The sequence below is a fragment of the Frigoribacterium sp. ME-P-080 genome, assembly GCF_030209595.1.
Lineage (GTDB): Bacteria > Actinomycetota > Actinomycetes > Actinomycetales > Microbacteriaceae > Frigoribacterium.
The window spans coordinates 188,181-214,658 of the sequence record NZ_JARVRR010000003.1; the positions used below are offsets into that span (position 1 = coordinate 188,181).

Sequence of the window (26,478 nt, forward strand, 5' to 3'; positions counted from 1 at the left end):
GGAGCGGACGACTCCGCCCGGCCGCCCGGCCCGGCTCAGGCCGGCGTCGCCACGTAGGCCGTGCCGCCGCCGGTCATCGCGAGTCGGACCTCGTCGGGGGTGACGAACGCGGACTCGCCACGACCGAGCCGGATGGTGCCGTCCTGACCCTTGACGTGGACCTCTCCGGCGGTGACCAGGACGATGCTCGGACCGCCGATCTCGACGACGGCCCCCGCGCCCTCGGCGTCCACCCGAAGCATGGCGAAGCCCGTGCCGGGAGGCGCGAAGCGCTCGACCCCCCGGGCGACCGTGGTCGGGTCGAGACGGGGGACGGGCAGTGGTTCGAAGTCGAGCACCTTCAGCAGCTCGGGGACGTCCACGTGCTTGGGGGTCAAGCCGCCGCGCAGCACGTTGTCGGAGGGCGCCATGAGCTCGACGCCGAAGCCGCCCAGGTAGGCGTGCACGTTGCCGGCGGGCAGGAACAGCGCCTCCCCGGCACGCAGCGTGACCCGGTTGAGCAACAGCGAGACGACCACGCCGGGGTCGCCGGGGTAGCGCTCCGCCAGGTCGACGACCGTGGCGATGCCCGCGCCGTCCGCCCGGTGGGCGGCGGCGAGTTCGCTCACCGCCGCGATGGCCGCGGACGACTCGTCGTCGCCCTGGAAGAGGAAGGCCAGGGTCGACCGCAGGGACTCGCCCAGGTGTCGGCGGAGCAGGTCGAGGCGCCCCGAGCCGTCGTCGAGGAGGTCGAGGTCGGCCAGGGTCCGGGCCGGCTCGCGGAACCCGCAGAGGGCGTCGAAGGTGTCGCTCAACGCCACGATGATCTCGGGCTTGGCCGAGGAGTCCTTGTAGTTGCGCTCGGGGGCGTCGAGCGGGATGCCCGCGGCGTCCTCGCGCGCGAAGCCCTCGCGGGCCTGCTCGGGGGTGGGGTGCGCCTGGATGGACAGCGGGCCGTCGGCCGCGAGCAACTTAAGCAGGAACGGCAGGTGGTCCCGGTCGCGGCCGAGCGCCCTGCCCGGCTCGGCGGCGAACCAGTCGGCGAGGGTGTCGGCACCACCCACGACCGCCGGGGCGACGACGACGCTCGGCGAACCCGGGTGCGCACCGAGCCACAGCTCGGCCTCGGGGCGGCCGCTCGGTCGACGACCGAGCAGGTCGGCGATGGCCGTCGTCGAGCCCCAGGCGTAGTCGCGGGGCGTGTTGGTGATGGCGAGGAACATGGCTTTACCTGCTTGTCGGAGGTCGTGCTTGGTCGCCCCCTACAAAGCGGTGAGGTCGACGACGCCGGGGCGTTGATCAAAGCTACCAACCCCTTGGCGGCGGCTGGGGCGCTGCCTAGGCTCCTGTCGTCCCGACACGAAGCAATGGAGCACGGATGTCATCAGCGACCCTCACCTCGTTCACCTCCCTCGTCAGCGACTTCTACGGTTACGAGGACCTCCTCTCGGACCGCGAGAAGGGCGTGCTGGCCGACCTGCGCCACTACCTCGAGACCGAGGTCAAGCCCGGGGTGAACCGCCACTGGGCCGACGCGACCTTCCCGCACGAGATCGTGAAGGGCCTCGCCGGCCTGGGCCTCTTCGGCATGCCGTGGGAGGAGACGCGCCCGTTCGAGAACTCCGCCGTCTTCCGCGGCTGGGTCGCGCTCGAGCTCGCGCGCGTGGACGCGTCCGTCGCGACCTTCGTCGGCGTGCAGAACGGACTCGCGATGGGCTCGATCGGCGTCGGCGGCTCGCCCGAACAGCGTGCCGAGTGGCTGCCCCGCATGGCGAGCGGTGACCTGGTGGGCGCCTTCGGCCTGACCGAACCGCTGTCGGGGTCCGACTCGGCCCAGGGACTCCGCACGATCGCCACCCGCGACGGCGACGACTGGGTGCTGAACGGCTCCAAGCGGTGGATCGGCAACGCCACGTTCAGCGACATCACGATCATCTGGGCCAAGAGCGCCGAGGACGGCCAGGTCAAGGGCTTCATCGTCCCGACCGACACCGCCGGCTACACGGCGACCAAGATCGAGGACAAGCAGAGCCTCCGCATCGTCCAGAACGCCGACATCACCCTCGAGGACGTGCGCGTGCCCGAGAGCCACCGACTGCAGCAGGCCGATTCGTTCCGCAGCACGGCGGCCGTGCTGCGCCTGACGCGGGCCGAGGTCGCCTGGGCGGCCGTGGGCAACTCGATCGGCGCCTACGAGGCCGCCCTGGCGTACGCCAACGAGCGCGTGCAGTTCGGCAAGCCGATCGCCAAGCACCAGCTGATCCAGGACCTGCTGGTGAAGTGCATCGGAAACATCACCGCCTCGATCGGCATGGTGGTGCGGTGCTCGCAGATGCTCGACGAGGGCACCCAGCGCGACGAGCACGCCTCGCTCGCCAAGGCGTTCACCACGGCCCGCATGCGGGAGACGGTGGGGTACGCCCGCGAGGTCATGGGCGGCAACGGCATCGTGCTCGAGTACGACGTGGCCCGGTTCTTCGCCGACGCCGAGGCGCTGTACAGCTACGAGGGCACCCGCGAGATGAACACCCTCATCGTGGGCCGCAGCATCACGGGCCAGGCGGCGTTCGTCTGATCCGGGAGGGGCGGCCCCCGGTCGCTCCTCCCCGCCTCCCCCGTCGTCTAGCCTGGTGCCCATGACCACGACGTTGCCCGCGCGGCCCGCCCGGACGGCGCCGACGCGCGGAGCCACGACGTTCGCGACGCTGGCGTTCCTCGTGTTGTTCGGTGGCGACGTCCTCCGCAACGGCACCGGCTGGTGGGGCTGGGGGGCGGCCTGCGTGGCGATGGTCGTCGCCGCCGTCGTCCTCGTCGTGCGGCATCCGCCCCGGGTACGGACCCTCCCGCGCCTCCTCGTCCTCTTCCTGCTCTTCGCCGTGGTCTCGATCGCGTGGTCGCAGTACCCCGCCGGCTCCGCGATCGGCATCGTCCTCACGCTGATGACGACCGTGGGCGCCCTGGCGGTCACCGTCGTCGCCTCGTGGCCGACCATCGTGACCGCCCTCGGACGGGCCTTGCGCATCCACGTCGTGGCCTCCCTGCTCTTCGAGGTCGTCGTCGGGCTGGTCGTCCGCCAGCCGGTCTGCCCGGTGTACCTGGACTGCACGGATCGGCCGGCGGCGTGGTTCTGGTCGCGCGACGTGCTCTTCGAAGGCGGTCGCATCCAGGGGCTGCAGGGCAACAGCAACATCCTCGCGATCATCGCCCTGCTCGCCCTGATCGTCACGTCGGTCCAGGCGGCGGACCGGTCCATCGGTCGCGGCACGGCGGTCGTCGGTCTCGTCACCTCGCTCCTGGCGCTCGCCCTGACCCGGTCGACGACCGTCGCGGTGGTCGCGGTGGCCGTCGGCCTCGTGTTGCTGCTGGTGGTGGCGACCCGACGCCGTGAGCCCGGCCGCCGGGGGCCCGTCTTCGGCGTGGCGGCGCTCGTCGTGCTGGCGGCCGTCACGGTGGTCGTCCTCGCCCGCGGCCCGCTGCTCGCGCTGCTGGGGAAGAGCGGCGACCTGACGGGTCGCACCGACATCTGGTCGGCCGTCTACGACCTCGGCGTCCAGCACCCCGTCGTGGGCTGGGGTTGGGTCAGCTACTGGTTCCCGTTCGTCGAACCGTTCACCGACCTCGCCGAGCGCAACGGCGTCGTGTACCTGCAGGCGCACGACGCGTACCTCGACGTCTGGTTCCAGCTGGGCTGGATCGGCCTCGCGTTGTTCGGGCTCACGATCGTCGGCGTCGTCCTGAGATCGTGGTGGTGGGCCGTCGACCGCCGCATGCTCTCGCGCGAGGTCGCGGCGCCGTGGTCGGCCCTCGACCTGTTGCCCTTGCTGCTCGTGACGGCCCTGCTCGTCCACGGGTTGACCGAGTCCCGGCTGATCGTCGAGTGGGGCTGGGCCACGTTCGTGGTCGTCGTGCTCGTGACGCGCCGCGACCCCTTCGGCTGGACGGGCCACGACCGGTGACGTCCGGCCACGGCCACGGGTTCGACCGCAGCCGCGATCCCCTGCGCCGGTACCTCTCGGCCTGGATCGGCTTCTCGGCCGGCGGTCACTTCTCGCAGGCCCTCTCGGTCGCCATCGTGCTCTACGCGTTCTCGACCCAGTCGGTCCGCGCCCTGATGGGCTGGCCGGGCTCGCTCGCCGTCCTGGGCACCCTCGTGGTGCTCGCGACGCTCTCCCTGGTCGGTGGCCGACACCACATCGAGTGGCACGGCATCCTGCCGGTGTCGCTCATCGCCCTGTTCGGCTTCATGGCCCTCAGCGTCTTCTGGAGCGAGTACACCTGGGTCACCGTCGGCGGTGTGGCCTACGCCGTCGGGTTCGGCGCCCTCGGGCTGTACCTGGCCCTGGGCCGCGACCTGGTCCAGGTGGTGCGGGCCTTCGGGGACGCGCTCCGCATCCTGCTCGTCGTGTCGCTGTCGCTCGAGGTGCTGAGCGGGCTGCTGATCGACCAACCGATCGCGTTCCTCGGAATCCAGGGCAACCTCGCCGCGGGCGGTCCGATCCAGGGCATCTCGGGCACGCGCAACTACCTGGGCTTCCTGGCGACGCTCGCGGTCATCACGTTCGCCGTAGAGTTCCTCACCCGGTCGGTCCCTCGGCGGCAGGCCGTCGCCTCGGGCGTGCTCGCCCTCACGGCGCTCGGTTTCGCCCGCTCCCCCGCGACGGCGATCGCGGTCATCGTCCTGATCGTGGCGGGAGTGGCGCTCGACGCGCTGCGCCGGGCTCCCGAGTCGAGACGGTCGCTCATGCAATCGGTCTTCGCGGTGATCGTGGTGCTGGGTGGTGCGCTGGCCTACGCGGGTCGCTCGCGCCTCCTGGACGCGGTGGACGCGACCAACGACCTGTCGGTGCGGTCGCTGCTCTGGGCGCGCATCCGCGAACTGGCCGCGGTGCACGACATCGTCGGCTGGGGCTTCGTCGGGCAGTGGCCGACCGGGATCTTCCCGTACTCGACGATCATCGCGCCGAGCGGCCGACCGCACGAGACGGGGCTCAACGCGTTCTTCGACATCTGGCTGCAACTGGGCCTGGTCGGCGGGTTGCTCCTCGTCGTCGCCGGCACCCTGGCGTTCGTGCGCAGCTGGATCACGGCGTCGGGTCACCCGATCGTGGCGTACGTCTGGCCGGCGCTCGTCCTGGTGCTGATCGGGGTCACCGCCGTCGCCGAGAGCTTCGTGTTGTTCGAGGGAACCCTGATGACCTTCGTCGCCATCGCGACGATCGCCGCCCGCAAGCGGTCGTGGCGGTCACGGCTGCCGCAGGCGAACCGCCGGTAGGAGGCGCGGCTCGGTCGGGTGCCGTCGCGGACGTCGGTCGCCGGTCGAGACCCGGCGCGCCGCTTCAGTCCTCGACGACCCAGCGCGGCCCGGGGCGGTTGCCGAGCAGGGTCTGCAGGCGGCGTCGGAAGCCCCACTGCGTGACGCGCAGCATGGCCTCGACGACGATGGCCTGGCTCATCTTGGACTCGCCGAGCTCGCGTTCGCGGAACTCGATGGGCACCTCGACGACGCGCCCCCCGCCGTCGAGGACGCGGAGGGTCATGTCGACCTGGAAGCAGTACCCCTTCGAGTCGATGCCCGTGAGGTCCATCGCCTCGAGGGCCTCACGCGTGTAGGCCCGGAAACCGGCGGTGACGTCCTTGAGCTGCAACCCGAGCGCCAGCCGGGCGTAGAGGTTGCCGCCGCGGCTGAGGACCTGGCGCGACACCGGCCAGTTGACCACCGAGCCACCCGGGACCCACCGGGACCCGATCGCGAGGCTCGGCGTCGACGCACCCGGTGCGCTGACGAGCGAGATCATCTCGGGCAGTCTCTCGGGCGGGTGCGAGCCGTCGGCGTCCATCTCGATGACGACGTCGTAGCCCCGCTCGAGACCCCAGCCGAAGCCCATGACGTAGGCGGACCCGAGCCCGAGCTTGCCGGTGCGGTGCGCCACGTGGATGCGGTCGTCGTCGGCGGCCATCGTCTCGGCGAGCTCGCCGGTGCCGTCGGGGCTGCCGTCGTCCACCACGAGGACGTGGATCTCGGGGACGGCGGCGAAGAGGCGCCCCAGGATGATCGGGAGGTTCTCGACCTCGTCGTAGGTGGGGAGGACGACGAGGGCGCCGGCGCCGGTGTGGGCGGAGGTGGTCATGCGGTGCTTCCGGTTGCGGGGAACCGGCGACGCGTCGGCGTTCCGGTCGGCTGGGCCCTGGGGGGCACGCCGATGACGACTCTAGACCGAGCACCCGATCCGGCCCACACGAGTCGAGCGTTCAGGGGACGTCGTCGACGACGTCGCAGGGCAGGAGGGCGCCCCAGCCCGCCGGAGCGCCGGCCACGTCGGCGACCTCCGCCCCGCCGTCGCAGACGTCCCCGGCCGTCCCCAACGAACGCTCCCACCGAGGCCCGTCGGCGCGCACCGTGTCCGGGCCGACGAACCAGGTCGCCGCGACGACGGCGAGGACGACGAGGGCGGCCGCGCCCGCCGCCCGGAGACGTCGTCGTGTCGAGAGGAGCAGCGCGTCGACGGCGCACAGCACGACGACGACGAGGAACATCGACGGCACCACCCCGTAGCGGGTCAGCCCGAGTTCGGCCACCCGTCCGGGGTCGGCGAACCAGAACTTCGTGTCGGGACCGTGGTTCACCACGACGTCGAGCGTCCAGAGACCGATCGACGCCACCGCCACCACGGAGGCGAGGACCATCCGCCCGGACGCCACCCGACCCGATGCGTCATCGTCCGGCCCGCGGACGGTCGAGCGCCGGGAGGACCGGACCACGACCAGCGCCGACGCCACGAACGGAACGGCCGCGACCAGGACCGCGGCCCATCCGGCGCGGTCGAGCAGGTCGCCCATCACGGAGGCCGAGGGCACCCAGGTGCCGAGGACGACGGACGTGAGGTAGCCCAGGACGACCTGCGGCACCGTCGAGGCGGCACCCGGGGCATCCGCCCGGGGCGTCAGGGCCGCGACGACGAGCTGGGCGACGAGCGCCGCGCAGAGGACGGCCACGGGGACGAGGTCGCGTCGCGACGGAGCCGTCCGACGGCGGACGAGCCGGGCCAGGACGACGAGCGGCACGAGGAGGACGGCCTGGATCTCGGTGAGGCCGATGAGCAGTGCCGCCACGGAGGCGAGCACGGTGGACGTCGCGCTCCGGTGTCGGTGCAGCAGCAGGAACGGGGTGAGCCACAGCAGGTACCAGTGCAGGTTGGCGAGGTTGCCCGACACCTCGAGCGGGGCGAGCGGCACGAGGACCGTCACGGCCGCGAGTGCGAGCCGGACGACCGGCGACGCCACGAGGCCGCGTGAGCAGCACCAGACCCCGGCGGCCACGACGCCGGCGACGAGACAGGAGAGGACCGTGACACCCGACGCGAGGCTGCCGACGGGAAGCCACGACCACGCGAGATCCGCCACGATGCGGGGGACGACGTGCAGGTAACCGTCGTAGGGGACGAACCAGCTCTCGAACGGGCCGCCGGCCGCTCGCTGCTGGACGAAGACCCGCCCGTCCTCGGCCCAGAGAGTGTCGCGGGCCGCCGGGGGCAACCGCAGCCAGGCCACGAGGGCGGCGACGACGGCGATCGCGACCGCGACCGGAGCACGAGCACCTCGGCGCGTCGGACGACCGGGCCGTCCACCCGGACCGGGCGTGACCGCACGGATCGCAGGGGTCGGGGTCGATGTCGTCATGGGCTCATTGTGCCGGTCGGGGCCCGACCTGTTGGTACCATCGGGACCATGTCATCGGCCCTGGCGCAGACTCTCATCGTCATGCCCGCGTACAACGAAGAGGACGTCGTCGCCGACGTCGTCACCGAGGTCTTCGACAAATTGCCCGGCGTCACCGTCCTCGTCGTCAACGACGGTTCGCGGGACGACACGGTCGCCCGGGCGCGATCCGCCGGAGCGACCGTGCTCGACCTGCCCTTCAACCTGGGGGTCGGTGGCGCCATGCGCACCGGCTTCAAGTACGCGCAGCAACACGGTTTCCGGTACGTCGTCCAGGTCGATTCCGACGGTCAGCACGACCCGTCGGGAGTCCCGCTCATCCTCGACGCCCTGGCGTCGGTCGACGTGGCCATCGGCGCCCGCTTCGCCGGCGAAGGCGACTACCAGGTCACGGGTCCCCGCCGATGGGCGATGGTCGTGCTGGCGGCGGTCATCGGTCGGATCGCGCGGACGAAGCTGACCGACACGACCTCGGGGTTCCGCGGTGCCGGGCCCCGGGCGATCGAGATCTTCGCCCAGCACTATCCCGCCGAGTACCTCGGTGACACCGTCGAGTCCCTCGTGCTGGCGGCCCGGGCCGGGTGTTCCATCACCCAGGTGCCCGTCTCGATGCGCCCCCGGGCCGGCGGCACCCCGTCCCACAACCCCGTGAAGGCCGCCGTCTACCTCGGACGGGCGGGCCTCGCCCTGATCATCGCCCTGTGGCGGCCCCCGCTCGCCCTCAGCGTGGAGGCCCCCACCACATGAGCGTCACCACCTACGTCTTCGGCATCGTGTCGGCCGTGCTCGTCCTCTACGTCGTCTTCGAGATGCTCCGTCGCCGACGCGTGCGCGAACGCCACGCCCTCTGGTGGATCTTCGCCGGGGTGCTGGCGCTCGTCGTGGCCGTCTTCCCCGGCATCCTGACCGGCGCCGCCGCGACACTCGGCATCACCGCACCGACCAACCTCGGGTTCTTCCTCAGCACGATCATCCTGTTCCTCGTCTCGGTGCAACACAGCGCCGAACTCACGGTGCTCGAAGAGAAGACGCGCACGCTGGCCGAGGACGTCGCCCTCCACGACGAACGCATCCGTCGACTCGAACGCTCCGTCCACCGGGCGGATCAGGCCTGATGGGACTCCCCCGCGTCACCGTGGTGACCCTCGCCTACGGCGACGAGCCCGTCCTGCACGAGTCGGTCTCGTCCGTCCTCGCCTCCACGGACGTCGACGTCGACGTGGTCCTGGTCGACAACGGGTGCACCAGCGATGCGGTCTCGACGCTGCCCACCGACCCGCGCCTCCGGGTCGTCACACCCTCCGAGAACCTCGGGTTCGCCGGCGGCGTCAACTTCGGGGCTCGACTGGCCGACGGAGAATTCCTCGCGCTCGTCAACAGCGACGCCGAGGTGCGGCCCGACACCCTCGCCAAGCTGGTCGCCGTCGCGTCCCGCCCCGAGGTGGGCATCGCCAGCGGAAGCATCCGCCTGGCTTCCGACCCCGAGGTCATGAACTCTGCCGGCAACCCCGTCCACGTCGTCGGACTCAGCTGGGCCGGCGGGCTCGACGAACCCGCCGCGGACCATGCCCAGGAGGCGCGGGTCGCGTCCGCTTCGGGTGCCGGCCTGGTCATCTCCCGAGAACTCTGGCTGCGCCTCCGCGGATTCGCCGACGAGTACTTCGCCTACCACGAGGACGTCGACCTGAGCTGGCGGACCTGGCAGCAGGGGTTGCAGGTCGTCTACGTGCCCGACGCCGTCGTCCTGCACCACTACGAGTTCAGTCGCAACGCGCTCAAGATGTACCTGCTCGAGAAGAACCGACAGATCTTCCTGCGGACGGCCTACGGGCCTCGGCTCCGGGCCCTGACGTGGCTGCCCGCCACCGCGCTCGACGTCGCCATGCGCGTGGTGGCACGCGCGCAGGGGTGGTCGGCCGAGAACGCGCGGGCCCGTCGCTGGATCGCCGACAACTCGGCATGGTTGCGCGAACGTCGCGACTGGGTCCAAGAGGTGCGCACGGCGTCCGACCGCAGCCTCGTGCCGCTGCTCACGGCGACGTTGGATCAGCAGGTGTTCCCGCTGCCCAAGGGTGCCGGCGTGCTCCAGACCGCGATGCGCGCCTACTGGGCCGTCGCGCGCCGACTCGTCTGATCGACGTCCCCCGGCGAGGCGCCGACGGGTGCTCGGAAGCCGAGCACGAGGAGCGCCACCAGGTTGAGGCCTGACCCGGTGACGAATCCGACCGTCCCGGCTTGCACGCCCAGCACGGGCCCCGACCCGACCATCACCGCGACGCCGACGACGAAGCCGGCCACGGACGTCAGGGCGACGGCCTTCGAACGGCCGGCCGACAGCAGCAGCGCCGAGGGGATCAACGCGACGGTGAAGACGAAGACGCCCACGATCAGGACCCTGAGCAGGGGCACGGCCTCGGCGGCCTCGGCAGGGTAGAACAACGGCAGGTACAGAGGCGCGAGAGCAGCGAGGGCCCCGAAGACCGCGGCGAAGACGGCGGTGAACGCGACCAGGAGCAGCACGGGACCACGCTGACGCAACGAGACCTGCCCACTCCGGTGCGCGAAGGCGGGGATGATGATCTGGCTCACGGCCTGCCCGAGCATGGAGGCCGGGGTGGCGAGGGTGAAGGCCGCCGCGTACACGCCCGCGGCCGTTCCCGGTCCGTAGACCTGGGCGGCGATCATCGCGAGCTGGAGGAGACCGTTGGTCGTCAACCCGGCCACCACGTTCCACGAGGCGAAACGGAGGGCCTCCTGCCGGCCGTCACCGTCCGCCTCCGACAGGTCGTCGGCGTTCGCGAATCCGTTCCCCCGGGGCCGGCACGCCAACGCGAACACCGTGTAACCGAGGGCCAGGGGCAGCAGCACGACGTCGCCCACTCCGCCGAGGCAGACGACGACGAGGAGGCCGAGGCTCACGACGCTCCCGATCGAGTCCCACAGGGCCACCCGTCCCGCGCGGTGGTAGCCGAGCTGGACGCCACGGCAGAAGGCGTAGGCGCCGTAACCCGCGACGAGCCAAGCAGCCAGCACCGCGGTCGTGAGGCCGTTGCCGAGGAGCAGGGCGACGGGCACGGCCGACACGGCCAGGATCGCGGACGACACCAGCATGCTCAGGGAGAAGACCCGGATCAGCTGGGCGTCGGACACCCTGCGGTGGAGCGCGAGGGCGATGAACCGCGAGACCGTGTTGCCGGCCGCGGTGGGCCAGAGGAGCGCCGCGAAGATCGAGAGCGAGAGCAGGGTGCTGGCGTGACCGAGCGCTTCGGTGCCGAACGCCCGCCCGATGAGGACGGTGTACGCGAGACGCGAGACCCCCTGGACGCCGATGCCCAGGGTCGAGAGCACCGCCGCCGAGAGCACCGACCTCGTTCCAGTCGCCTCCGGCGGGACGCCGTCGGCGCTGCGGTCTTCGACCTGGGGCATGTCGCGTCTCCTCACCGGGCACGCTGCCGAACCCGAGGAGACACTCTATTCGCCCGATCGATGCCGCCCGTTCGGTACCATCGTCGGGGGCCGTGGGCCCGCGACGCCAAGGGGAGCATCACCATCGAGACACGCACCGAGACCATGACGGACGACACGACGAGCTCCCGCACCCGAGGTGCACGACCCCGGGTCGTCCACGGCACCGGGCGCCCCCGCCCCTGGGCCGTCTTCGTCGCCGCGTTCGCGGTCTTCTGCGGCCTCGGGGGCGCCTGGGCGGTCGCCAGCCCCCTCATGTCGGTTCCCGACGAGCCGGCCCACACCATCCACGCGGCCGCCGTCGTCCGGGGGCAGCTCAGCGGCGATCCGGTCGAGCAACAGGGATGGACGCGCGTCACCGTGCCGGAGTACGTGGCCCAGACGACCTCCCTGCCCTGCTTCGCCTTCAACGACGACGTGGACGCCTCCTGCCAGGCCACCGTCAGCGACTCCGACGCCGACACGTCGGCCGTCACGACGGCTGGTTCGTACGACCCCGTCTACTACGCCTTCGTCGGACTACCGAGCCTCGTGCTCGACGGCAAGGCGTCCCTCTACGCCATGCGGGGATTCAGCGTGATCCTCTCCGCAGCCCTCCTCGCGTCCGCCGTCGCGGCCCTGGTCCAGCGCCGGTCGTCCCGCTGGTCGTTGATGGCGGTCGTGGTCCTCACCACTCCGATGGTGCTGTTCATCACCGGTTCGGTGAATCCCAGCAGCATGGAGATCTCGGCGGCCGTCGCCCTGTTCGCCTGGCTGACGTTGCTCCGCGAACGTGCCGACGAGGGGCTACCCGTCCATCGGATCGCCATGGTGGCGGTCTCGGCGTCCCTCTTGGCGAACACCCGCAGCATCGGCCTCCTCTGGCTCCTCGTGATCGTCGTCGCCTCGACGCTCGACCTCGCTCTCTGGCGCCGGCTCCTCCGCAGCGTGGCGTTCTGGGTGGCGGCCGCCGTCATCGGAGCGGCCTCGGTCTTCAGCTTGCTGTGGGTGCTGGCCACACAGAGCCTGAGCCCCACCGTCCCGAATCCGGGCGTGGGCTCGACCTTCGAGTCGGGCTTCATCCGCATGATCTTCCTCACGTTCGAGAACGGGCAGGGCTACGTCGGAATCTTCGGCTGGCTCGACGCGCCGGCCCCTGCCACGACCGTCGTCCTCTGGAGCTGCTGCATGATCGTGCTGGTGCTGGCCGCCCTGGTCTTCGGCCGCGGTCCGGCGCGACTCGGTACGGCCGTGCTCGCCCTCGCATTCGTGGTCGCCCCTCCGATCATCCAGGGCATCGCCGTGACGGACTACGGCTACATCTGGCAGTCCCGGTACATCCTGGCCGTCTTGGTCTGCGTCCTGCTCTCGGCCGGCGCAGCCCTCGACGAGGCGTTCCCCGCTCCGACCACCGGGCGGATGAAGACGCTCGTCGTCGTCGTCCTCGCCGCGCTCGGGGTCATGCAACTGCACACGTTCGTCTGGACCCTCCGTCGTTACGTGGTCGGCTGGTCCGACCAGAGCGGTGGCTGGGGTGCCATGTTCACCGACCCCCGATGGGCACCTTCGGGGGGCTGGATCGTGTGGACCGTCGTCTTCGCGGCCGTCTGGGCCACCGGGGCGGTCCTGACCGCGCGGGCGATGTCGGGCTCGGCGCCCGGGCGCGACGAGCCGGCTGCTCGCCGGTCCGTCGAGGCCACGGCATCCTCGGCGGCCGTCCCGGCGTCCAGGGACGCCTGACGCACGGCGCCGCCCGGGTCCGTCCATCGGACCCGGGCGGCGCCGGGGTGTCGCCCTCGGAGTTCGCGTCTCAGCGGGTGTCGATGCGGCGCTTCACCTTCGCGAGGACGCTTCGCACGCCCTCGCTGCGGTAGTAGTGGTAGACGCGGCCGACGTCGTGCCGGATGCCGTACTGCTTGCGCCGGTTGCGGACCTGGACCTTCGCGTGCGTGGGCACGGCGTGCTCCACGTCACCGGTACCACCCGTCTTGTCCGCCGCACGGACGGGTTCGCGGACGAACTCGACGAGGGGCTTGAGGACGTTCTCCCAGGTGAACTGCTCACGCACCCTGGTGACGTTCGCGACGTGACGTCGGCGCGCCTCCTCGTCGAAGAGGACCGATTCGAGGGCCGATGCGAGACCCTCGACGTCGCGTTCGTCCACGACGACTCCGAGGTCCTCGACCGCCACGAGTTCGGCGAAGGAGTCGCCTGCCGTCGTCACGATGGGCAACTCGGCCCACAGGTAGTCGAGGATGCGGGTACGGAACGAGAACGTGGTCTCGAGGTGCTCGTAGTGCGTCGAGACGCCGGCGTCGGCTTCGCGGAGGAAGGCACCTCGATCGTCGTAGGGAATCCAGGCATCGTTGAAGAACACGTTGACGCCGGTGAGCCCCAGCTCGTCGGAGACCGCCCGCACCTTCGCCACGATGTCCATCTCGGGGACGTCGGGGTTCGGGTGCTGCACTCCCATGAAGAAGAGCTTGACTTCGGGTCGCCTACTCGCGAGGGACGCGATGGCGCGGACGAGGGTGATGGGATCGAACCAGTCGTAGATGCCGCCTCCCCAGACGACGAGTTTGTCGTCGGCATCGATTCCCGGGAGGACCCCCTTGAGGACGGGATGATCGTGCTGGGGCGGCGTCGACGAGAGGCCGAACGGCACGACGCCGATGAGGCTGCGCAGTTCGGGGTCACGCGAGTACGTGCGTGCGTTGACGCGGCCCGAGCCCGCGAGTTGACCCAGCCAGAAGAGCCTCTGGCGCTCCGAGGCACAGATGAAGTAGTCGCCGAGCTCGAGCTGGTGGTTCAGGGTGTCGGCGGCGTCGAGGATCTGGCGGTCCCAGGCCTCGACGTCGGTGCTGCGACCTTGTTCGAGCTGCTCGAGGTGCAGGGGGTCGTAGACGTCGACCACGAGCACCTTGCGCGTCTTCTCGAGCGAGGGGAAGAGCCGCAGAGCATGTCCCTGCACGATGATGACGTCCGCCCAGGCCTCGTGCTCGACCATCTGCTTCGGATGGCGGTGCGGCACGGTCACGACGTCGTAGGTCTCGTCGATGGGGGTGGATCGCGTCATGCTGACGACGCGGACGTCGTGTTCGAGGGCGAGTTCTCGTGCCATGTTCGTCGCACGGATGGCTGGTCCCGCCATCTTGGCGCCGATGGAGTCACCGGTGACGATGAGGACGCGACGCCGCTTGACGACCTCGAGCACGTCGAGGGAGGCGACGATCTTGTCGTACCCCGCGAGATAGCTCTCGATCGGGTATGCGGGTTCGTCACGGTTGCCGAAGAGATCGAGCAGCTGACGATCGTCCTTGACCCGGGAGGCCTGGATCTCGCGCCGGGATTCGGTCAGCGAGGGCAACATCTCGACGAACTGGTCGATGCCGTAGATGCCTGCCATGCCCTTCTTCGGGACGGGCCGCGTCTCGACGGAATCGTCGCCCGGGTTCCGCAGGTCGAGCTCGGTCGAATCGAGTTCGCTGCGTCCGACGGCACGCCGCACGACCAGTGCGAGCGCACCGGGCAGAGCCTTGTCGAGCTGCTCCTGGCCGAGGTTCTTGTACAGGGTGAAGAGGGCGTTGCGTTCGAGAAGGTAGGTCTCGCGGAAGTCACCGAACTTGTTCATCGACGCGTGGTGCTTGTGGTAGGCGATCGAGCGTGGCTGGTATCGGAATCGCCAACCCAGCAGGTTCAGGCGCCATCCGAGGTCGACGTCGTCGTAGAACATGAAGTAGCGGTCGTCGAACCCGCCCAGCTGGTCGAAGAGCTCGGCCCGGATGAACATGGCCGCGCCCGTCCCGAACAGGACGTCCTTCTCGGTCTCCCAGGCGCCGGTGTCGGGCCCCCCGGCGTGCGGCTTGTAGCCCATGCCGTACCAGGTCATGGCCGCCTCGGTGAAGTCGACGTTGACCCCGTCCCAGTCGAGGACCTTGCTGGCCACGGCTCCGATGTCGGCTCCGGAGGCGAAGGTGTCCATCGCGGCCCGGATCCAGGCCACGTCGGGGCGGGCGTCGTTGTTCAGGAAGGCCACGATCTCGCCCGAGGACTGTTCGACGCCCAGGTTGCACCCTCCGGTGAAGCCGAGATTGCCCCCCGACTCGATCAGGGTGAACTCGAGCGACGACGCCTTGAGGCGGGCGACGTGGTCCGCACCCGAGTCGTTGTCGACGACGATGATCTCGAGCTTGTCGGCGGGCCAGTCCTGAGCGGCCAACCCCTCGATGCTCGTCAGCGTGTCGTCCGTCCCCTTGTAGTTGACGAGGACGACGGAGACGACGCCCGGTCTGCGGTCTTTCACGTGATGACTCCCTTTGGTCGGCGCGACGTCGTCCGTCCCGAGGACGACGAGGGCGCGGACAGCGCCATGGCCCGTCCACCTTACCGTCGGCACCCCGGTGGCCGAACCGGGTGGGAGGGTGCGGCAGCCGTACCCACCGGTAGAGTGACGACCGGTCTTCGCCGGGAGCGCCGATCCGGCCTCACCGCTCGAAGCCACCCCGAATCGATCGACAGAACCCGAGACGATGACCCCTGACGCACCCGCCCCCCACACGTCGACGCATGACGCATCCGATCTCTACCAGGCCCTGGCGCGTGACGAGCTGGCAGACGGCGATCGTGGCCGCGTCCTCTTCTGCGTGTCGACCGTCGACCTGGGCCAGGGGGCCGGAGACCTCTACGTCGCCCTCGGCCTCGCGGCCGCCCTGCACCGCATCGGATGGGGCGTCTCGTTCTGGCCGACCGAACGATGGGACGACGCGCCCGACGAGGCGGCCGACGTGGCCGTGGTCATGATCGAGTCGTTCGTGCCCGGCCTCTTGCCGCCGTCCACGGCGACGGTCGCGTGGGTCCGCAACTGGACGGCGTCGTGGGCCCGGCTCCCGTACCTGGACGACTTCGACGCGGTCTGGGCCTCATCAGGGGCGGCCGCGCGTCACGTGTCCGCCGCCTACGACGGACCGGTCGAGATCGTCCCGATCGCCGTCGACCCCGACGTCTTCGACGCGCCCGGCGTCCCTCGCGACCTGCAGGTCGTCACGACGGCGAACTTCTGGGGCGCCGAACGCAAGATCCAGCGCGCCCTCGACCGGTTGGCGGAGACGGTTCCGGTCGACTGGTTCGGAGCCAACGGAGCCCACCTCGAGAGGTCGCCCCACATCCGGCACCACGACCGTGTCGACTTCTTCTCCCTTCGCGGGGTCTACGGTCGGAGCGTCCTGGTCGTCGACGACCTCATCGATCCCGCGCGCGAATTCGGCACGCACAACAGCCGTCTCTACGAGGCGTTGGCCTGTGGGGCCCTTCCCCTGGTGAACACCCGGGACGGGCTCGACGAACTCGGCCTCGGTGAGCTGCCCGTGTACTCCGATGCGGACTCGCTCCGGGACGTGGCCCTGGGCCTCCTCGCCACACCGGAGGCGACGGCACGACTCGTGGGATCCCTCCGCGACGTCGTCCTCAGCCGTCACTCCTACGACGATCGCCTGCCGACGGTCACGGCGTCCTTCGCGCTGGCGACGTCGAGGGCACGACCGCGGACGTCTCGTCCGGCGATGCTCACCTGGGCCACGCTGCAGCAGGAACGACTCCGCAACGCCGTGCGGGAGGGCGACGGGCATCTCATCACCGTCCGGAGGCTCGAGAAGGAGATCGCGACCCTCCGCGACGAGATCGGTGCCCTGCAAGCCGACCTGCTCGCCACGGTCGGCCCCCTCGAGGAACTCGACGAACTCAAGTCGAGCAAGGCCTACCGGACCCTCGAGCGCTACCGAGGCCTCGTCGGCCGGGTCTCGCCGCCGCGCTGACCTCGGCCAGGCGTCCACCCCGCCGGTCGGTGTCCGCCCAGCCGGCCGAGCACGACCATGAGGCCTGCCGGGCCGACCGTCAGCGGACCGTGACCGGGGAACAGACGACGGTGTTGGCTCCGGCTCCGACGTTGATGGAGTAGAGGCACACCGAATGCTGCCCGGCGGCGAGGCCTGCGACGGACGCGGAGAACTGGTGACGCGGGCCGAACGCGGGGAAGGCCGTCCCGAGGCTCGACTTCTCGACGTCGGCCGTCACCTTGGTCTGCAGGACGCCGTCGACGTAGACGTGCACCCGGAGGGGGTCGACGGTGTCCGGATCGATGGTCCAACCCCGGGCCAGCACGGCCCCCGCGCTCGGCGACGAGACCTCGTCGAGCAGCATGGACGGGGAGCCCGTGACCGCGGAGACGGTCCGGCAGTCGACGGTGTTGCCACCCCCACCGACGTTGATGGCGTAGGTGCAGAGGGTGTGCGCACCCGGACCGACCCCGGTGAGCGTCGCCGTGAAGGCGTGCTTCTCGCCGTAGCCGGGGAACGACGTGCCCAGACTGGCTTTGGCCACGTCGGCCGTCACCTTCGTCACGAGACGCCCGTCGAGGTACAGGTGGACGCGGACCGGGTCCACGACGTCCGGATCGAAGGACCAGCCCCGGACGGTGATCTGGCCGAGAGCCGTGCCCTGGGCCTGGTCGAGGAAGAGCCGCGGCGAGCCCGTCGGCGCTGCCACGTCGGCGCAGCGGACGGCGTTGCCGCCCGCCCCGACGTTGATGGCGTAGACGCAGACGGAGTGGGTGCCCGCGGAGAGTCCGGCGACGGGCACCGAGAAGGCGTGCTTGTCGCCGTAACCGGGGAACGCCGTCGCCAGGCTCGCCTTGGAGACGTCGGCCGTGACCTTCGTGGACAGGGCACCGTCCACATAGACGTGGACGCGCACGGGATCGACCGTGTCGGGATCGATCGCCCACCCGCGGACGAGAAGCTTGCCGGGCGACCCCATCGACACCTCGTCCAGGAACAGCGAGGGTGCGCCCGACGCCATCACGACGGTCTGGCAGGCGACGTCCACGGTCGAGCCCGCTCCGACGTTGACCCCCTGGACGCAGACGCGGTGCGAGCCGCCGGACACGCCCGTGACGGTGCTCTCGAAGGCGTGCCGGGTGCCCCAGCCGGGATAGACCGCGGGCAGGCCGGGGACCTCACCAGAGGCGATCTGGCTCGAGACCTGGCGTCCGTCGACCGTCACCCGGGCGGTGATCGGGTCGGCGGTGTCGGGGTCGACGACCCAGCCCTTCACGGTGAGTGAACCGGCCGAGGCCGAGACGCTGTCGACGTACCCGAACGGGTCACCCGTTCTCACGACGAACTCGCGACAGTCGAGCAACGTGTTCACGCCCGTCCCCACGTTGATGGCATAACTGCAGACGCTGTGCCGGCCGGCCGACATGCCCGTGATGTTGGCCGAGAAGCCGTGTGCGGTGTTGCCCTTGCCGAGGACGCCCGCCAGGCTCGGGTAGTCGTTCCCGGCGACGGTGCTCGCGGCTCCGCGACCGTCGACGTAGAAGTCGACGCGGATGGGCGCGGCGCTGTCGGGATCGACGGCCCAGCCGCTGACGGTCACCTGTCGGAAGCCTGCCGCCGCCGTGTCGACGTAGCCGTAGGGCGAACCGCCGCCCGTCGTCGAACCGAACCAATCGGTGTAGATGCGGAAGAAGTTGCGGTTTCCGTAGGCCGAGCACGAGTCACCCGTGCCGTACATGTTCGCGAGGGCCGCGGCGTTCGGCGTGTACGGCGTGTAGATGTAAAGGGACGCGGTGGCCTGGTTCTGGATGAACACGGGCTTCGTCCCGCAGCTCGCGTTGGGGTGATAGAAGATGTTGTTGGTTCGGCCAGCCTGGTAGCTCCACGACGTCGGAGTGGCGGCGTAGCGCTTGAACTGCAGCGCCGCCCCGTAGACCTGGTTGAAGAAGCCGTAGTACTGGGCGTCGCAGGCGGCCGTGTCCGGACAGCCGTAGCCGGTGGCGGACCTGTACATGTACGCGGTCGGGGCCGAGGACGTGACGATGCCCTGCTCCTTCTCGAGGAGCACGAGGAGCACCTTCGGACTGATGCCACAGATCTGGGCGACGTTGTAGATGACCGCTGCGGCCGACTGACCGGGCCCCCCGGGATATGTGCCGCAGCGGGCCCCGCTGTCCTGTCGGGTGAACGTGTCCATCGTGTAGCTCTTGAGGCAGGCGGGCCCGCTGGAGGCCCGACAGGACGGCACCTGCTGGTTGAGGAAGGACTGGACGTTGTCGAGGGTCATCGACCCCGCCGCATAGAAGTTCGCATCGCTGATGATGTTGCCCGGGTCGAAGTCCGCACCGGAGGCGGCCGAGGCGGGCCGTGGATCGTCGGCGGCGATCGACACGACGGTCAAGGCCGAGGCGACGAGCGCGACGGCGAGGAGACGAGCTGTCCATTTCTTGATCACGCGGGTACCTCTACTTGTACGGCTTCGGACGATGCCGCGGACGAACCGACCACGTATCGGAGGGTGACGTTCCAGAGACCCGGCGCCAGCTCGGCCCGGGGGACGACGAACTGACCGCAGTCGACGCTCGAGGCCGAGGCCTGGGGCACGGAGTCACGGACGACGCGACTCGATCCCTGGACGAGGACGAGACGGCACGTCCCGGCGGGATCGAGCTGACCGCTGACCACCCCACCGGCCTCGAGCTGCCCCGACGCGGCGTTCCAGGTCGCGAAGGTGACGAGGGGGGACGCGGGGTAGTCGGCAGGGTCCGGCTCGTCGACCGGATCGGAACCGTTCGATCCCGGGAGGGGGGCTCCGGTCACGAACTCACCCCCGGTGACGGGTGCCGCCGAGGTCGCGGAACCCGTCGGAGCGACGGGCTCCGCGGAGGGGGCCTGTGAACCCGGGCCGGTGGTCGACACGGTGGGAGACGGCTCGGACCCCGACGACGTGCACGCTCCGAGGGAGAAGGAGAGGACGACGGCGGCGCCGACGGCGAAGACCAGCACGGGCGCCCCGTGGAGGGAGTGGTTCATCCAGATGTGCCCCGTCTGATCGATTGGTCGAAAACAACCGTAACCCAGGGGATTGCCAGGTGCGAGGGCCATGCGGTCGTCAGTACCTATCGGCCGCCGACCGGGAGCCGTCAGACCGGGCGGCCGCCGAGCAGGTGCCGGTTATGCTGGCCCAGTCCTTTTCCGCCGACCGGATCGCGTGATGACCTCCAACTCCCGTATCGAAGCACTCTCCCGCGAACCACTCGTCGTCATCGGCGCCCCCGCGAAGGCCTTCCGCGGCACCGGCAAGTCGCTCCGAGACATCCTCGGCCAACGAGAGATGCTCTCGCTCCTCGTGCGTCGCGACCTGAAGGCACGCTACAAGGACAGTGCGCTCGGCTTCGTCTGGTCCCTCGTCAGGCCCCTCACGCAACTGCTCATCTACTACGTCGTCCTGGGGCAGTTCCTCGGTGCCGCGAGGGGCATCCCCGACTTCGCGATCTACGTCTTCACCGGGCTGACGGCGTACACGCTCTTCAGCGAGATCGTGGCCGGCTCCACGAGTTCGATCGTCGGCAACAGCGGACTCATCAAGAAGGTCTACATCCCCCGCGAGGTCTTCCCCCTCGCGAGCGTCGGTGCGGCATTGTTCAACTTCTGCATCCAGTTCGCCATCCTGCTCGCAGCCACCCTCGTCCTCGGCAAGTTCCCCCTCACCGGCGAATTGATCTACCTGGTGCCCGCGCTCCTGGTCATCGTCGTCTACGGAACGGCACTCGGGCTGGTGCTCTCCGCCCTCAACGTCTACCTGCGTGACGTCCAGTACCTCATCGACGTCGGCTTGATGGTGTTGCTCTGGGCGTCGCCGATCGTCTACGCATGGTCACAGGCGAAGAGCGTCCTGGGCAGTGGACTGCTCCTGCAGATCTACACCGACAACCCCCTGACCCTCTCGGTCCTGTCGTTGCAGCGAGCCATCTGGACGGCGGGCCATGACACCGTCGCCTACCCCGAGCACCTGATGCTGCGTCTGCTCGTCGCCCTCGCGGTGGGCCTGCTGCTGCTGTTCGGGGCACAGCGAGTCTTCTCCCGACTGCAGGGCAACTTCGCCCAGGAACTGTGAGCGCCATGAGCAACGACGACATCCTCAGCACACCTCCGCGCCCGGCCGTCGAGGCGCCCGACGTCATCGTCGTGAAGGGCGTGTCGAAGAGGTTCACCGTCCGCAAGGACAACTCGCTGAAAGAGCGCCTGGTCACCCTCGGCAAGATGGGTCGACGTCACCGACAGGACTTCTGGGCCCTCAACGACGTCGACGTCAGCATCCAGGCGGGCACGACGGTGGGACTCATCGGCCAGAACGGCTCAGGCAAGAGCACGCTCCTCAAGGCGATCGGCGGCATCATCCAGCCGACGACCGGCACGGTGTCCCGCCGCGGACGGTTGGCGGCCCTGCTCGAACTCGGCGCGGGATTCCACCCCGACCTGACGGGACGCGAGAACGTCTACCTGAACGCCGCCCTCCTCGGCCTCACGCGTCGCGAGACCGAGGACCGTTTCGACGACATCGTGACGTTCTCGGGCATCGGCGACTTCATCGACACCCAGGTGAAGTTCTATTCGTCCGGAATGTACGTCCGGTTGGCCTTCGCGGTGGCGGTGCACACCGACCCCGACGTGCTCCTCGTGGACGAGGTGCTGGCGGTCGGCGACGAGGCGTTCCAGCGGAAGTGCCTGGACAAGATCCGTTCGTTCCAGGCCGAGGGCCGGACGATCATCATCGTCACGCATTCGCTCGCCCAGGTCCAGGAACTCTGCACTCGCGCGGTCTTCCTGAACAAGGGCACGGTGTTGTTCGACGGCGAGCCGAACGACGCGGTGGCCATGTTCCGCGACCTCCTCGAGGATCGGCGCCAGACGGAAGCGGAGCAGGCCCACGACCCCCTCGTCGGCTCGGGTCACGTCACGAACGTCTCCGTCGCGGCGTCCGGCCGGGTCGGCGACACCCGCATCCTGCCCGGTGACGATCTCGAGGTCACGATGGAGTTCGAACACGCGACCGGCATGGACGACTGGATCGCAGCGCTGCAGATCAACAGTGCGTCCGGTCAGGTGGTCTACGGGACGACGAGCACGCGCATGGGCATCGACCTCTCCCGGTTGCAGGGCACCCGCAGGCTGAAGTTCGTCCTCAAGGACGTCGCGTTCGGTGAGGGCAAGTACTTCGTCAACGCCTCACTGATGGACCCCCGAGGTGTGCACGTCCACGACCTGCCCCAGGGAGCCTCTTTCGACGTGCCGGCCTACGCGCTGGCGGTCGGCACGGTCCATGCCGAACCCGAACTCGTCCAGCTCTGAGGTCCCGACGACCCTCGTCGTCGTCGTCAACTGGAACAACGCAGATCTGACGTCTCGGTGCGTCGCCGCGCTCGACCGCGAAGCGACCGCACCCGAGGGAGCCGACTTCGAGGTCCTCGTCGTGGACAACGGTTCTGACGACGACTCGGTGGATCGTCTGCGAGACGGAACGACCGGTGACCGCCTCCTGGCCCTCACGCGCAACGGCGGCTTCGCAGCGGGGGTGAACGCGGCCATCCGGCATCACCCCGCGGATCGCTACGTGCTCGTCAACAACGACGCGGTCCCCGCTCCGGGGTTCGTGCGTGCACTGGTGGCGCACGTCGACGCGGCGCCGACCGCCGTCGCCGCGGTCACCGCGCGCCTCGAACTCGAAGGGCGATTCGTTCAGGTGCCGACCACGGCCGGACGACCCGACGACTTCGTCGCCGCGAACGGTTCCCGCTGGCGTCGAGACGACCACGGCCGCACGCTGGTGAACTCGACCGGTGGTGTCGTCGACCGATCAGGCAACGGACTGGATCGCGACTGGTTGGTCCCCCGGGAGGCCGTGACCGGCGGGCGGGACGTGTTCGGTTTCTCGGGTGGAGGCGTCCTGCTGCGAGCGTCCGCCCTCGAGGACGTCGGTCTCTTCGACGAGAGTCTCTTCATGTACTACGAGGACACCGAGCTCAGCTGGCGGCTGGCGGAACGCGGTCACGTCGTGCATCACGAACCGGCTGCCGTCCTGGTCCACCGCCACTCCGCCTCCTCGGGCACGACGTCGTGGACGTTCGTCTTCCACAACGCTCGCAACCGCATCAAGGTCGCGGTGTGGCACGCGTCGGTGGCAACGGTCGTGCGAGCCGTCCTGCGGACCGTCGTCCGCGTCCTGACCACGACGGCCCGCCGATCCCCCGACGCGCCCGCGGTCCGGGCTGCCCTCCTCGCGTCGTTGACGGGACTCCCCGCCGACCTGCGGCACCGTCGCGAGCTGGCTCGTCGTGCGACGTACCGACGTCGGGACATCGACCTGACGACCGGACTGCGCCGACCAGGCGGACCAAGCCGCTGAGGGCGGGCCGGTCGGACGCTCGACGGTATGCTGGTCGACGGTTCATCGAGTCAGTCAGCGAAGGGCGGCGTGTGCCTCACTACTCCGTTCTCATCGACGGCACGGCCATGCCGGTCGACCTGGGAGGCGTGGGTCGCTACGTCGAGGGTCTCCTCGGCGCCCTGGACCCCCTCGACCTCGACCTCGCGGTCGTGGTCCGCCCCGAGCACCGGCAGCACGTCAGCGACGTCGCTCCCGGTGCGAACGTCGTCGTGGGTCCACGGTGGCTGCGGACGAAACCACTCCGCTTCGTGTGGGAGCAGCTCGGGCTGCCCGCTCTCGCCAGACGCCTGGGCAGCGATGTCGTGCATTCGCCGCACTACACGTTCCCTCTCCTCCGGCGTCGGGGGTCCGTGGTGACGCTGCACGACGCGACGTTCTTCAGCGACCCCCAGTGGCACTCCGTGACCAAGCGCCTCTTCTTCACGGCCTGGACGCGCCTCGCACTCGGTTCGGGACGACCCTGTGTCGTGCCGAGCGACGCGAGCGCCCGAGAGTTCCGGCGACACGTCCGACGAGTGCGGTCGACCCTGACCACGACGGCACTCGGCGTCGACTTCGATGTCTTCCACGCGCCCGGGCCGGACGAGACCGCCGTGTTCCGAGCCGCCCACGGACTGTCCGACTCCGAGCGGTGGGTGGCGTTCCTCGGGACCATCGAACCCCGGAAGAACGTCGGGCCTCTCGTCCGAGCCCATGAGCGACTCCGGCGCGAACGCGAAGACGTCCCGACTCTTCTCATCTCAGGGGCACGCGGTTGGGACGACGACGCGGTCGCCGAACTCGACCGCGTCGCGGCCCAGGATGCGGTGCGCGAACTGGGCTACCTCCCCCTCGAGCAGCTCCGCAGCCTCCTCGGCGCCGCCGAGTTCGTGGTGTACCCGAGTTCGGGCGAAGGCTTCGGCCTGCCCGTCCTCGAGGCTCTGGCCTGTGGCGCCTGCGTGCTCACCACCGACCGCCTGTCCCTGCCCGAGGTGGCGGGAGACGCGGCCGACTACAGCGAGCCCGACGAGGACGCTCTGCTCGACGCCCTGCGGCGCCTGGTCTCCGACCGTGCTCGGCGCGACGAGTTGCGCGACCGGGCGATCCCCCGAGCCCGCCTCTTCACCTGGGCCGCGACGGCCGACGCGACCCTCGAGGCGTATCGCGAGGCTGCCGCGTGACGGCGCGGATCGCGGTCGTCACGGTCACCTTCGACACGGGTGAGACCTTGAGGCCTCTGCTCCAGAGCATCCCGGCCGCCGCCTCCGTCCCGGTCGTGACGGTCGTGAGCGACAACGGGTCGAGAGACGTCGACCTCGTGCGCTCCATCGCCACCGAGCACGGTGCCCGGTTCGTGGTGTCCGGTCAGAACCTCGGATACGGCGGCGGCATCCGCTACGGCCTCTCGACGATCGACGAGGACGTCGAGTTCGTGCTGGTGACGAACCCGGACGTCGTACTCGAAGCAGGGTCCGTCGACCGCTTGCTCGCCGCTGCCGATCGACTCCCCCTCGGCGGCTCGTTCGGCCCACGGATCGTCGACGAGGCCGGTGACGTGTATCCCTCCGCTCGGCGGCTCCCCTCACTCCGGACGGGGATCGGCCACGCCGCGTTCTCCCGGGTCTGGCCGCACAACCCCTGGAGCCAGAGCTATTGGGCGGCGCGCGAGACGACCGACGAACGAACGGCCGGCTGGCTCTCCGGCGCCTGCGTCCTGGTGCGGCGCACCGCTTTCGACGCGATCGGTGGATTCGACGAGGGGTACTTCATGTACTTCGAGGACGTCGACCTCGGCGCACGACTGGGCCGCGCCGGTTGGGACAACGTCTACGTGCCCGACGCCGTCGTCATGCACAGCGGCGCTCATTCCACCTCGAGCAATGCCAAGACCATGGAGCGCGTGCACCACGCGAGCGCCTACAGGTACTTGTCGCGACGCTATCGCGGCCCCCTGCTCTGGCCGGTGCGGTTGGTCCTCCGCGTCGGCCTGCGCGTCCGAGGCTGGTGGGTGACTCGATGAGCATTCCTTCACGGGCACTGTCCCGTCTCCGGCACGAGGCGCGTCGCGCAGCGCGGCGACTCGTCGATGCCGCCGGCCAGGGAGAGCGCCTGTCACTCGTGCTCGCCCGTCGGAGAGCGCTGTCCACCCTCGAAGCGGGCGGATGGCACGAGCGCCTGCTCGCGGTGCTCGAAGGAGGGGTGACGTCGACGAGGTCTGCTCGATGGACGGCGCCCGACGACGACTCCATCCCGCTCGTCATGTGCCTGTGGAACAGGCCCGAACGGATCCACGACATCGTCACGATGCTCGAGCGACTGGACCCGGCCCGCCCGGTCCGGGTACTGCTCTGGAACAACGATCTCGCCCTGAGGGCGGAGTACGCCTGGCTCGACGATCACGTGCCCTCGGGCTCGCTCCGCAGCGTCGACGTCGTGCACAGCCCGACCAACCTCGGCGGGCTCGCACGGTTCGTCGCGATCCGCCTGCTGCGCAACGGTGGTTACGAGGGTCCCGTGGTCATGCTCGACGACGACCAGGACGTCCGCCCGTCGTTCGTGGACGACCTCTTGGCAGACCACTCCCCTCGACGCATCGCTGCCTGGTGGGCGTTCGACTTCGGTCCGTCGTACTGGGATCGCGTCCAGATCTCGGTCGGCAGCATCGCGGACCACGGAGGCACGGGAGGCACGATCGTGGACGCGTCGCTGGTGGACGACGACCGGTTCTTCCTGTCGCTCCCGGAGCGCTACGCATTCTTGGAGGACCAGTGGATGTCGCACTACGCTCGCACGCTCGGCTGGACGATCGTCAAGGCCGACACCGAGATCGGCTTCGTCCTCGAGCACAAGAACCAATACCACGGGTTGCATGAACGCAAGGACGAGTTCCACCGAGGACTCGAGGATGGTTCGTTCCCGATCGGACCCGAGATCGGGTCGTCGGCCAAGGGGCGTCGTCAGGGTCGGTTGAACCCCAGGCCGCCCCACCCCGCACACGCAGCGGGCGCGTAGCCGACTCGCTCGACAGGGCCGTTCGGGCCCCCGACGAGGACGAAGGACGCGGGCCGAGCTGCCGGCGGC

Annotated in this window: 21 protein-coding genes; 14 read left to right on the forward strand and 7 right to left on the reverse strand. The window is 69.9% G+C overall.

Going from position 1 to position 26,478, the window contains the following annotated elements:
- Positions 1 to 35: 35 nt before the first annotated feature.
- Positions 36 to 1,202 (reverse strand): mannose-6-phosphate isomerase, class I, encoded by a 1,167-nt coding sequence (gene manA / locus QRN23_RS06085; protein ID WP_123570424.1) that lies wholly within the window; start codon positions 1,200 to 1,202, stop codon positions 36 to 38.
- 155 nt (positions 1,203 to 1,357) lie between these two features.
- Between manA and QRN23_RS06090 the strand changes: the two genes are divergently transcribed.
- From QRN23_RS06090 to QRN23_RS06100, 3 genes are all read left to right on the forward strand, one after another.
- Positions 1,358 to 2,554, forward strand: a complete 1,197-nt coding sequence (locus QRN23_RS06090) for an acyl-CoA dehydrogenase family protein (RefSeq protein WP_056046317.1) — start codon at positions 1,358 to 1,360, stop codon at positions 2,552 to 2,554.
- A 61-nt stretch (positions 2,555 to 2,615) separates the two neighbouring features.
- The gene (locus QRN23_RS06095) at positions 2,616 to 3,935 is read left to right on the forward strand and encodes an O-antigen ligase family protein (RefSeq protein WP_285062896.1); all 1,320 of its coding nucleotides are present in this window, start codon (positions 2,616 to 2,618) and stop codon (positions 3,933 to 3,935) included.
- A complete protein-coding gene (locus QRN23_RS06100; RefSeq protein ID WP_123570426.1) occupies positions 3,932 to 5,251 on the forward strand; it encodes an exopolysaccharide production protein in 1,320 nt (439 codons plus the stop codon). The genes QRN23_RS06095 and QRN23_RS06100 overlap by 4 nt, the downstream gene beginning before the upstream one ends.
- 64 nt (positions 5,252 to 5,315) lie before the next feature.
- On the opposite strand, the gene QRN23_RS06105 is transcribed toward QRN23_RS06100, so the two are convergent.
- Together QRN23_RS06105 and QRN23_RS06110 are read right to left on the reverse strand one after the other, a co-directional pair.
- Positions 5,316 to 6,107: a polyprenol monophosphomannose synthase gene (locus tag QRN23_RS06105; protein WP_123570427.1), complete on the reverse strand. Its 792-nt coding sequence runs from the start codon at positions 6,105 to 6,107 to the stop codon at positions 5,316 to 5,318.
- Between the two features lie 121 nt (positions 6,108 to 6,228).
- Positions 6,229 to 7,656 carry a hypothetical protein gene (locus tag QRN23_RS06110; protein WP_285062898.1) on the reverse strand — a complete coding sequence of 476 codons (1,428 nt, stop codon included), beginning with the start codon at positions 7,654 to 7,656 and terminating at the stop codon, positions 6,229 to 6,231.
- Between the two features lie 48 nt (positions 7,657 to 7,704).
- Between QRN23_RS06110 and QRN23_RS06115 the strand changes: the two genes are divergently transcribed.
- Genes QRN23_RS06115 through QRN23_RS06125 form a run of 3 tightly spaced genes read left to right on the forward strand, consistent with a single transcriptional unit; the run spans position 7,705 to position 9,829 of the window.
- Entirely contained in the window at positions 7,705 to 8,442 is a 738-nt protein-coding gene (locus QRN23_RS06115) for a glycosyltransferase family 2 protein (protein ID WP_159825363.1), read from the forward strand.
- Positions 8,439 to 8,810 carry a DUF2304 domain-containing protein gene (locus tag QRN23_RS06120; protein ID WP_123570430.1) on the forward strand — a complete coding sequence of 124 codons (372 nt, stop codon included), beginning with the start codon at positions 8,439 to 8,441 and terminating at the stop codon, positions 8,808 to 8,810. The genes QRN23_RS06115 and QRN23_RS06120 overlap by 4 nt, the downstream gene beginning before the upstream one ends.
- Positions 8,810 to 9,829 carry a glycosyltransferase family 2 protein gene (locus QRN23_RS06125; RefSeq protein WP_159825367.1) on the forward strand — a complete coding sequence of 340 codons (1,020 nt, stop codon included), beginning with the start codon at positions 8,810 to 8,812 and terminating at the stop codon, positions 9,827 to 9,829. The genes QRN23_RS06120 and QRN23_RS06125 overlap by 1 nt, the downstream gene beginning before the upstream one ends.
- Here QRN23_RS06125 and QRN23_RS06130 read toward each other — a convergent pair.
- On the reverse strand, positions 9,799 to 11,121 hold the full coding sequence (locus tag QRN23_RS06130; protein ID WP_285062900.1) for a lipopolysaccharide biosynthesis protein: 1,323 nt from the start codon (positions 11,119 to 11,121) through the stop codon (positions 9,799 to 9,801). The two genes, QRN23_RS06125 and QRN23_RS06130, sit on opposite strands and share 31 nt — an antisense overlap.
- A 144-nt stretch (positions 11,122 to 11,265) precedes the next feature.
- Here QRN23_RS06130 and QRN23_RS06135 point away from each other — a divergent pair, with 144 nt between their 5' ends.
- Positions 11,266 to 12,879, forward strand: a complete 1,614-nt coding sequence (locus QRN23_RS06135; protein ID WP_285062902.1) for a DUF2142 domain-containing protein — start codon at positions 11,266 to 11,268, stop codon at positions 12,877 to 12,879.
- 70 nt (positions 12,880 to 12,949) lie between these two features.
- On the opposite strand, the gene QRN23_RS06140 is transcribed toward QRN23_RS06135, so the two are convergent.
- Positions 12,950 to 15,442 carry a glycosyltransferase gene (locus QRN23_RS06140; protein ID WP_123570434.1) on the reverse strand — a complete coding sequence of 831 codons (2,493 nt, stop codon included), beginning with the start codon at positions 15,440 to 15,442 and terminating at the stop codon, positions 12,950 to 12,952.
- Between the two features lie 226 nt (positions 15,443 to 15,668).
- Between QRN23_RS06140 and QRN23_RS06145 the strand changes: the two genes are divergently transcribed.
- Complete coding sequence (locus tag QRN23_RS06145; RefSeq protein WP_123570435.1) at positions 15,669 to 16,949, forward strand: glycosyltransferase family protein; 1,281 nt, start codon at positions 15,669 to 15,671, stop codon at positions 16,947 to 16,949.
- A 79-nt stretch (positions 16,950 to 17,028) separates the two neighbouring features.
- Here QRN23_RS06145 and QRN23_RS06150 read toward each other — a convergent pair whose 3' ends face one another.
- Positions 17,029 to 19,425: a LasA N-terminal domain-containing protein gene (locus QRN23_RS06150; RefSeq protein WP_285062904.1), complete on the reverse strand. Its 2,397-nt coding sequence runs from the start codon at positions 19,423 to 19,425 to the stop codon at positions 17,029 to 17,031.
- Positions 19,422 to 20,003, reverse strand: a complete 582-nt coding sequence (locus QRN23_RS06155; RefSeq protein WP_123570437.1) for a hypothetical protein — start codon at positions 20,001 to 20,003, stop codon at positions 19,422 to 19,424. The genes QRN23_RS06150 and QRN23_RS06155 overlap by 4 nt, the downstream gene beginning before the upstream one ends.
- Before the next feature lie 181 nt (positions 20,004 to 20,184).
- Here QRN23_RS06155 and QRN23_RS06160 point away from each other — a divergent pair, with 181 nt between their 5' ends.
- The 6 genes from QRN23_RS06160 to QRN23_RS06185 all read left to right on the forward strand — a co-directional run bounded on the left by QRN23_RS06160 (position 20,185) and on the right by QRN23_RS06185 (position 26,409).
- Positions 20,185 to 21,087, forward strand: coding sequence for an ABC transporter permease (locus tag QRN23_RS06160; protein WP_123570438.1), 903 nt, complete (start codon positions 20,185 to 20,187; stop codon positions 21,085 to 21,087).
- A gap of 5 nt (positions 21,088 to 21,092) precedes the next feature.
- Entirely contained in the window at positions 21,093 to 22,322 is a 1,230-nt protein-coding gene (locus tag QRN23_RS06165; protein WP_123570821.1) for an ABC transporter ATP-binding protein, read from the forward strand.
- Positions 22,294 to 23,376, forward strand: coding sequence for a glycosyltransferase family 2 protein (locus QRN23_RS06170; protein ID WP_285062907.1), 1,083 nt, complete (start codon positions 22,294 to 22,296; stop codon positions 23,374 to 23,376). The genes QRN23_RS06165 and QRN23_RS06170 overlap by 29 nt, the downstream gene beginning before the upstream one ends.
- 71 nt (positions 23,377 to 23,447) lie before the next feature.
- A complete protein-coding gene (locus QRN23_RS06175) occupies positions 23,448 to 24,578 on the forward strand; it encodes a glycosyltransferase family 4 protein (RefSeq protein WP_285062909.1) in 1,131 nt (376 codons plus the stop codon).
- Entirely contained in the window at positions 24,575 to 25,417 is an 843-nt protein-coding gene (locus QRN23_RS06180) for a glycosyltransferase family 2 protein (protein WP_277959422.1), read from the forward strand. Before QRN23_RS06175 ends, QRN23_RS06180 begins: the two co-directional genes overlap by 4 nt.
- Positions 25,414 to 26,409, forward strand: coding sequence for a hypothetical protein (locus tag QRN23_RS06185; RefSeq protein WP_285062911.1), 996 nt, complete (start codon positions 25,414 to 25,416; stop codon positions 26,407 to 26,409). Before QRN23_RS06180 ends, QRN23_RS06185 begins: the two co-directional genes overlap by 4 nt.
- Positions 26,410 to 26,478 lie beyond the last annotated feature (69 nt).

Bases quoted from the DNA above. Each gene is read 5' to 3' on its own strand.
- manA (WP_123570424.1), bottom strand. From the start codon at position 1,202: ATGTTCCTCGCCATCACCAACACGCCCCGCGACTACGCCTGGGGCTCG.
- QRN23_RS06090 (WP_056046317.1), top strand. From the start codon at position 1,358: ATGTCATCAGCGACCCTCACCTCGTTCACCTCCCTCGTCAGCGACTTC.
- QRN23_RS06095 (WP_285062896.1), top strand. From the start codon at position 2,616: ATGACCACGACGTTGCCCGCGCGGCCCGCCCGGACGGCGCCGACGCGC.
- QRN23_RS06105 (WP_123570427.1), bottom strand. From the start codon at position 6,107: ATGACCACCTCCGCCCACACCGGCGCCGGCGCCCTCGTCGTCCTCCCC.
- QRN23_RS06110 (WP_285062898.1), bottom strand. From the start codon at position 7,656: ATGACGACATCGACCCCGACCCCTGCGATCCGTGCGGTCACGCCCGGT.
- QRN23_RS06115 (WP_159825363.1), top strand. From the start codon at position 7,705: ATGTCATCGGCCCTGGCGCAGACTCTCATCGTCATGCCCGCGTACAAC.
- QRN23_RS06120 (WP_123570430.1), top strand. From the start codon at position 8,439: ATGAGCGTCACCACCTACGTCTTCGGCATCGTGTCGGCCGTGCTCGTC.
- QRN23_RS06125 (WP_159825367.1), top strand. From the start codon at position 8,810: ATGGGACTCCCCCGCGTCACCGTGGTGACCCTCGCCTACGGCGACGAG.
- QRN23_RS06130 (WP_285062900.1), bottom strand. From the start codon at position 11,121: ATGCCCCAGGTCGAAGACCGCAGCGCCGACGGCGTCCCGCCGGAGGCG.
- QRN23_RS06135 (WP_285062902.1), top strand. From the start codon at position 11,266: ATGACGGACGACACGACGAGCTCCCGCACCCGAGGTGCACGACCCCGG.
- QRN23_RS06145 (WP_123570435.1), top strand. From the start codon at position 15,669: ATGACCCCTGACGCACCCGCCCCCCACACGTCGACGCATGACGCATCC.
- QRN23_RS06155 (WP_123570437.1), bottom strand. From the start codon at position 20,003: ATGAACCACTCCCTCCACGGGGCGCCCGTGCTGGTCTTCGCCGTCGGC.
- QRN23_RS06160 (WP_123570438.1), top strand. From the start codon at position 20,185: ATGACCTCCAACTCCCGTATCGAAGCACTCTCCCGCGAACCACTCGTC.
- QRN23_RS06165 (WP_123570821.1), top strand. From the start codon at position 21,093: ATGAGCAACGACGACATCCTCAGCACACCTCCGCGCCCGGCCGTCGAG.
- QRN23_RS06170 (WP_285062907.1), top strand. From the start codon at position 22,294: ATGCCGAACCCGAACTCGTCCAGCTCTGAGGTCCCGACGACCCTCGTC.
- QRN23_RS06185 (WP_285062911.1), top strand. From the start codon at position 25,414: ATGAGCATTCCTTCACGGGCACTGTCCCGTCTCCGGCACGAGGCGCGT.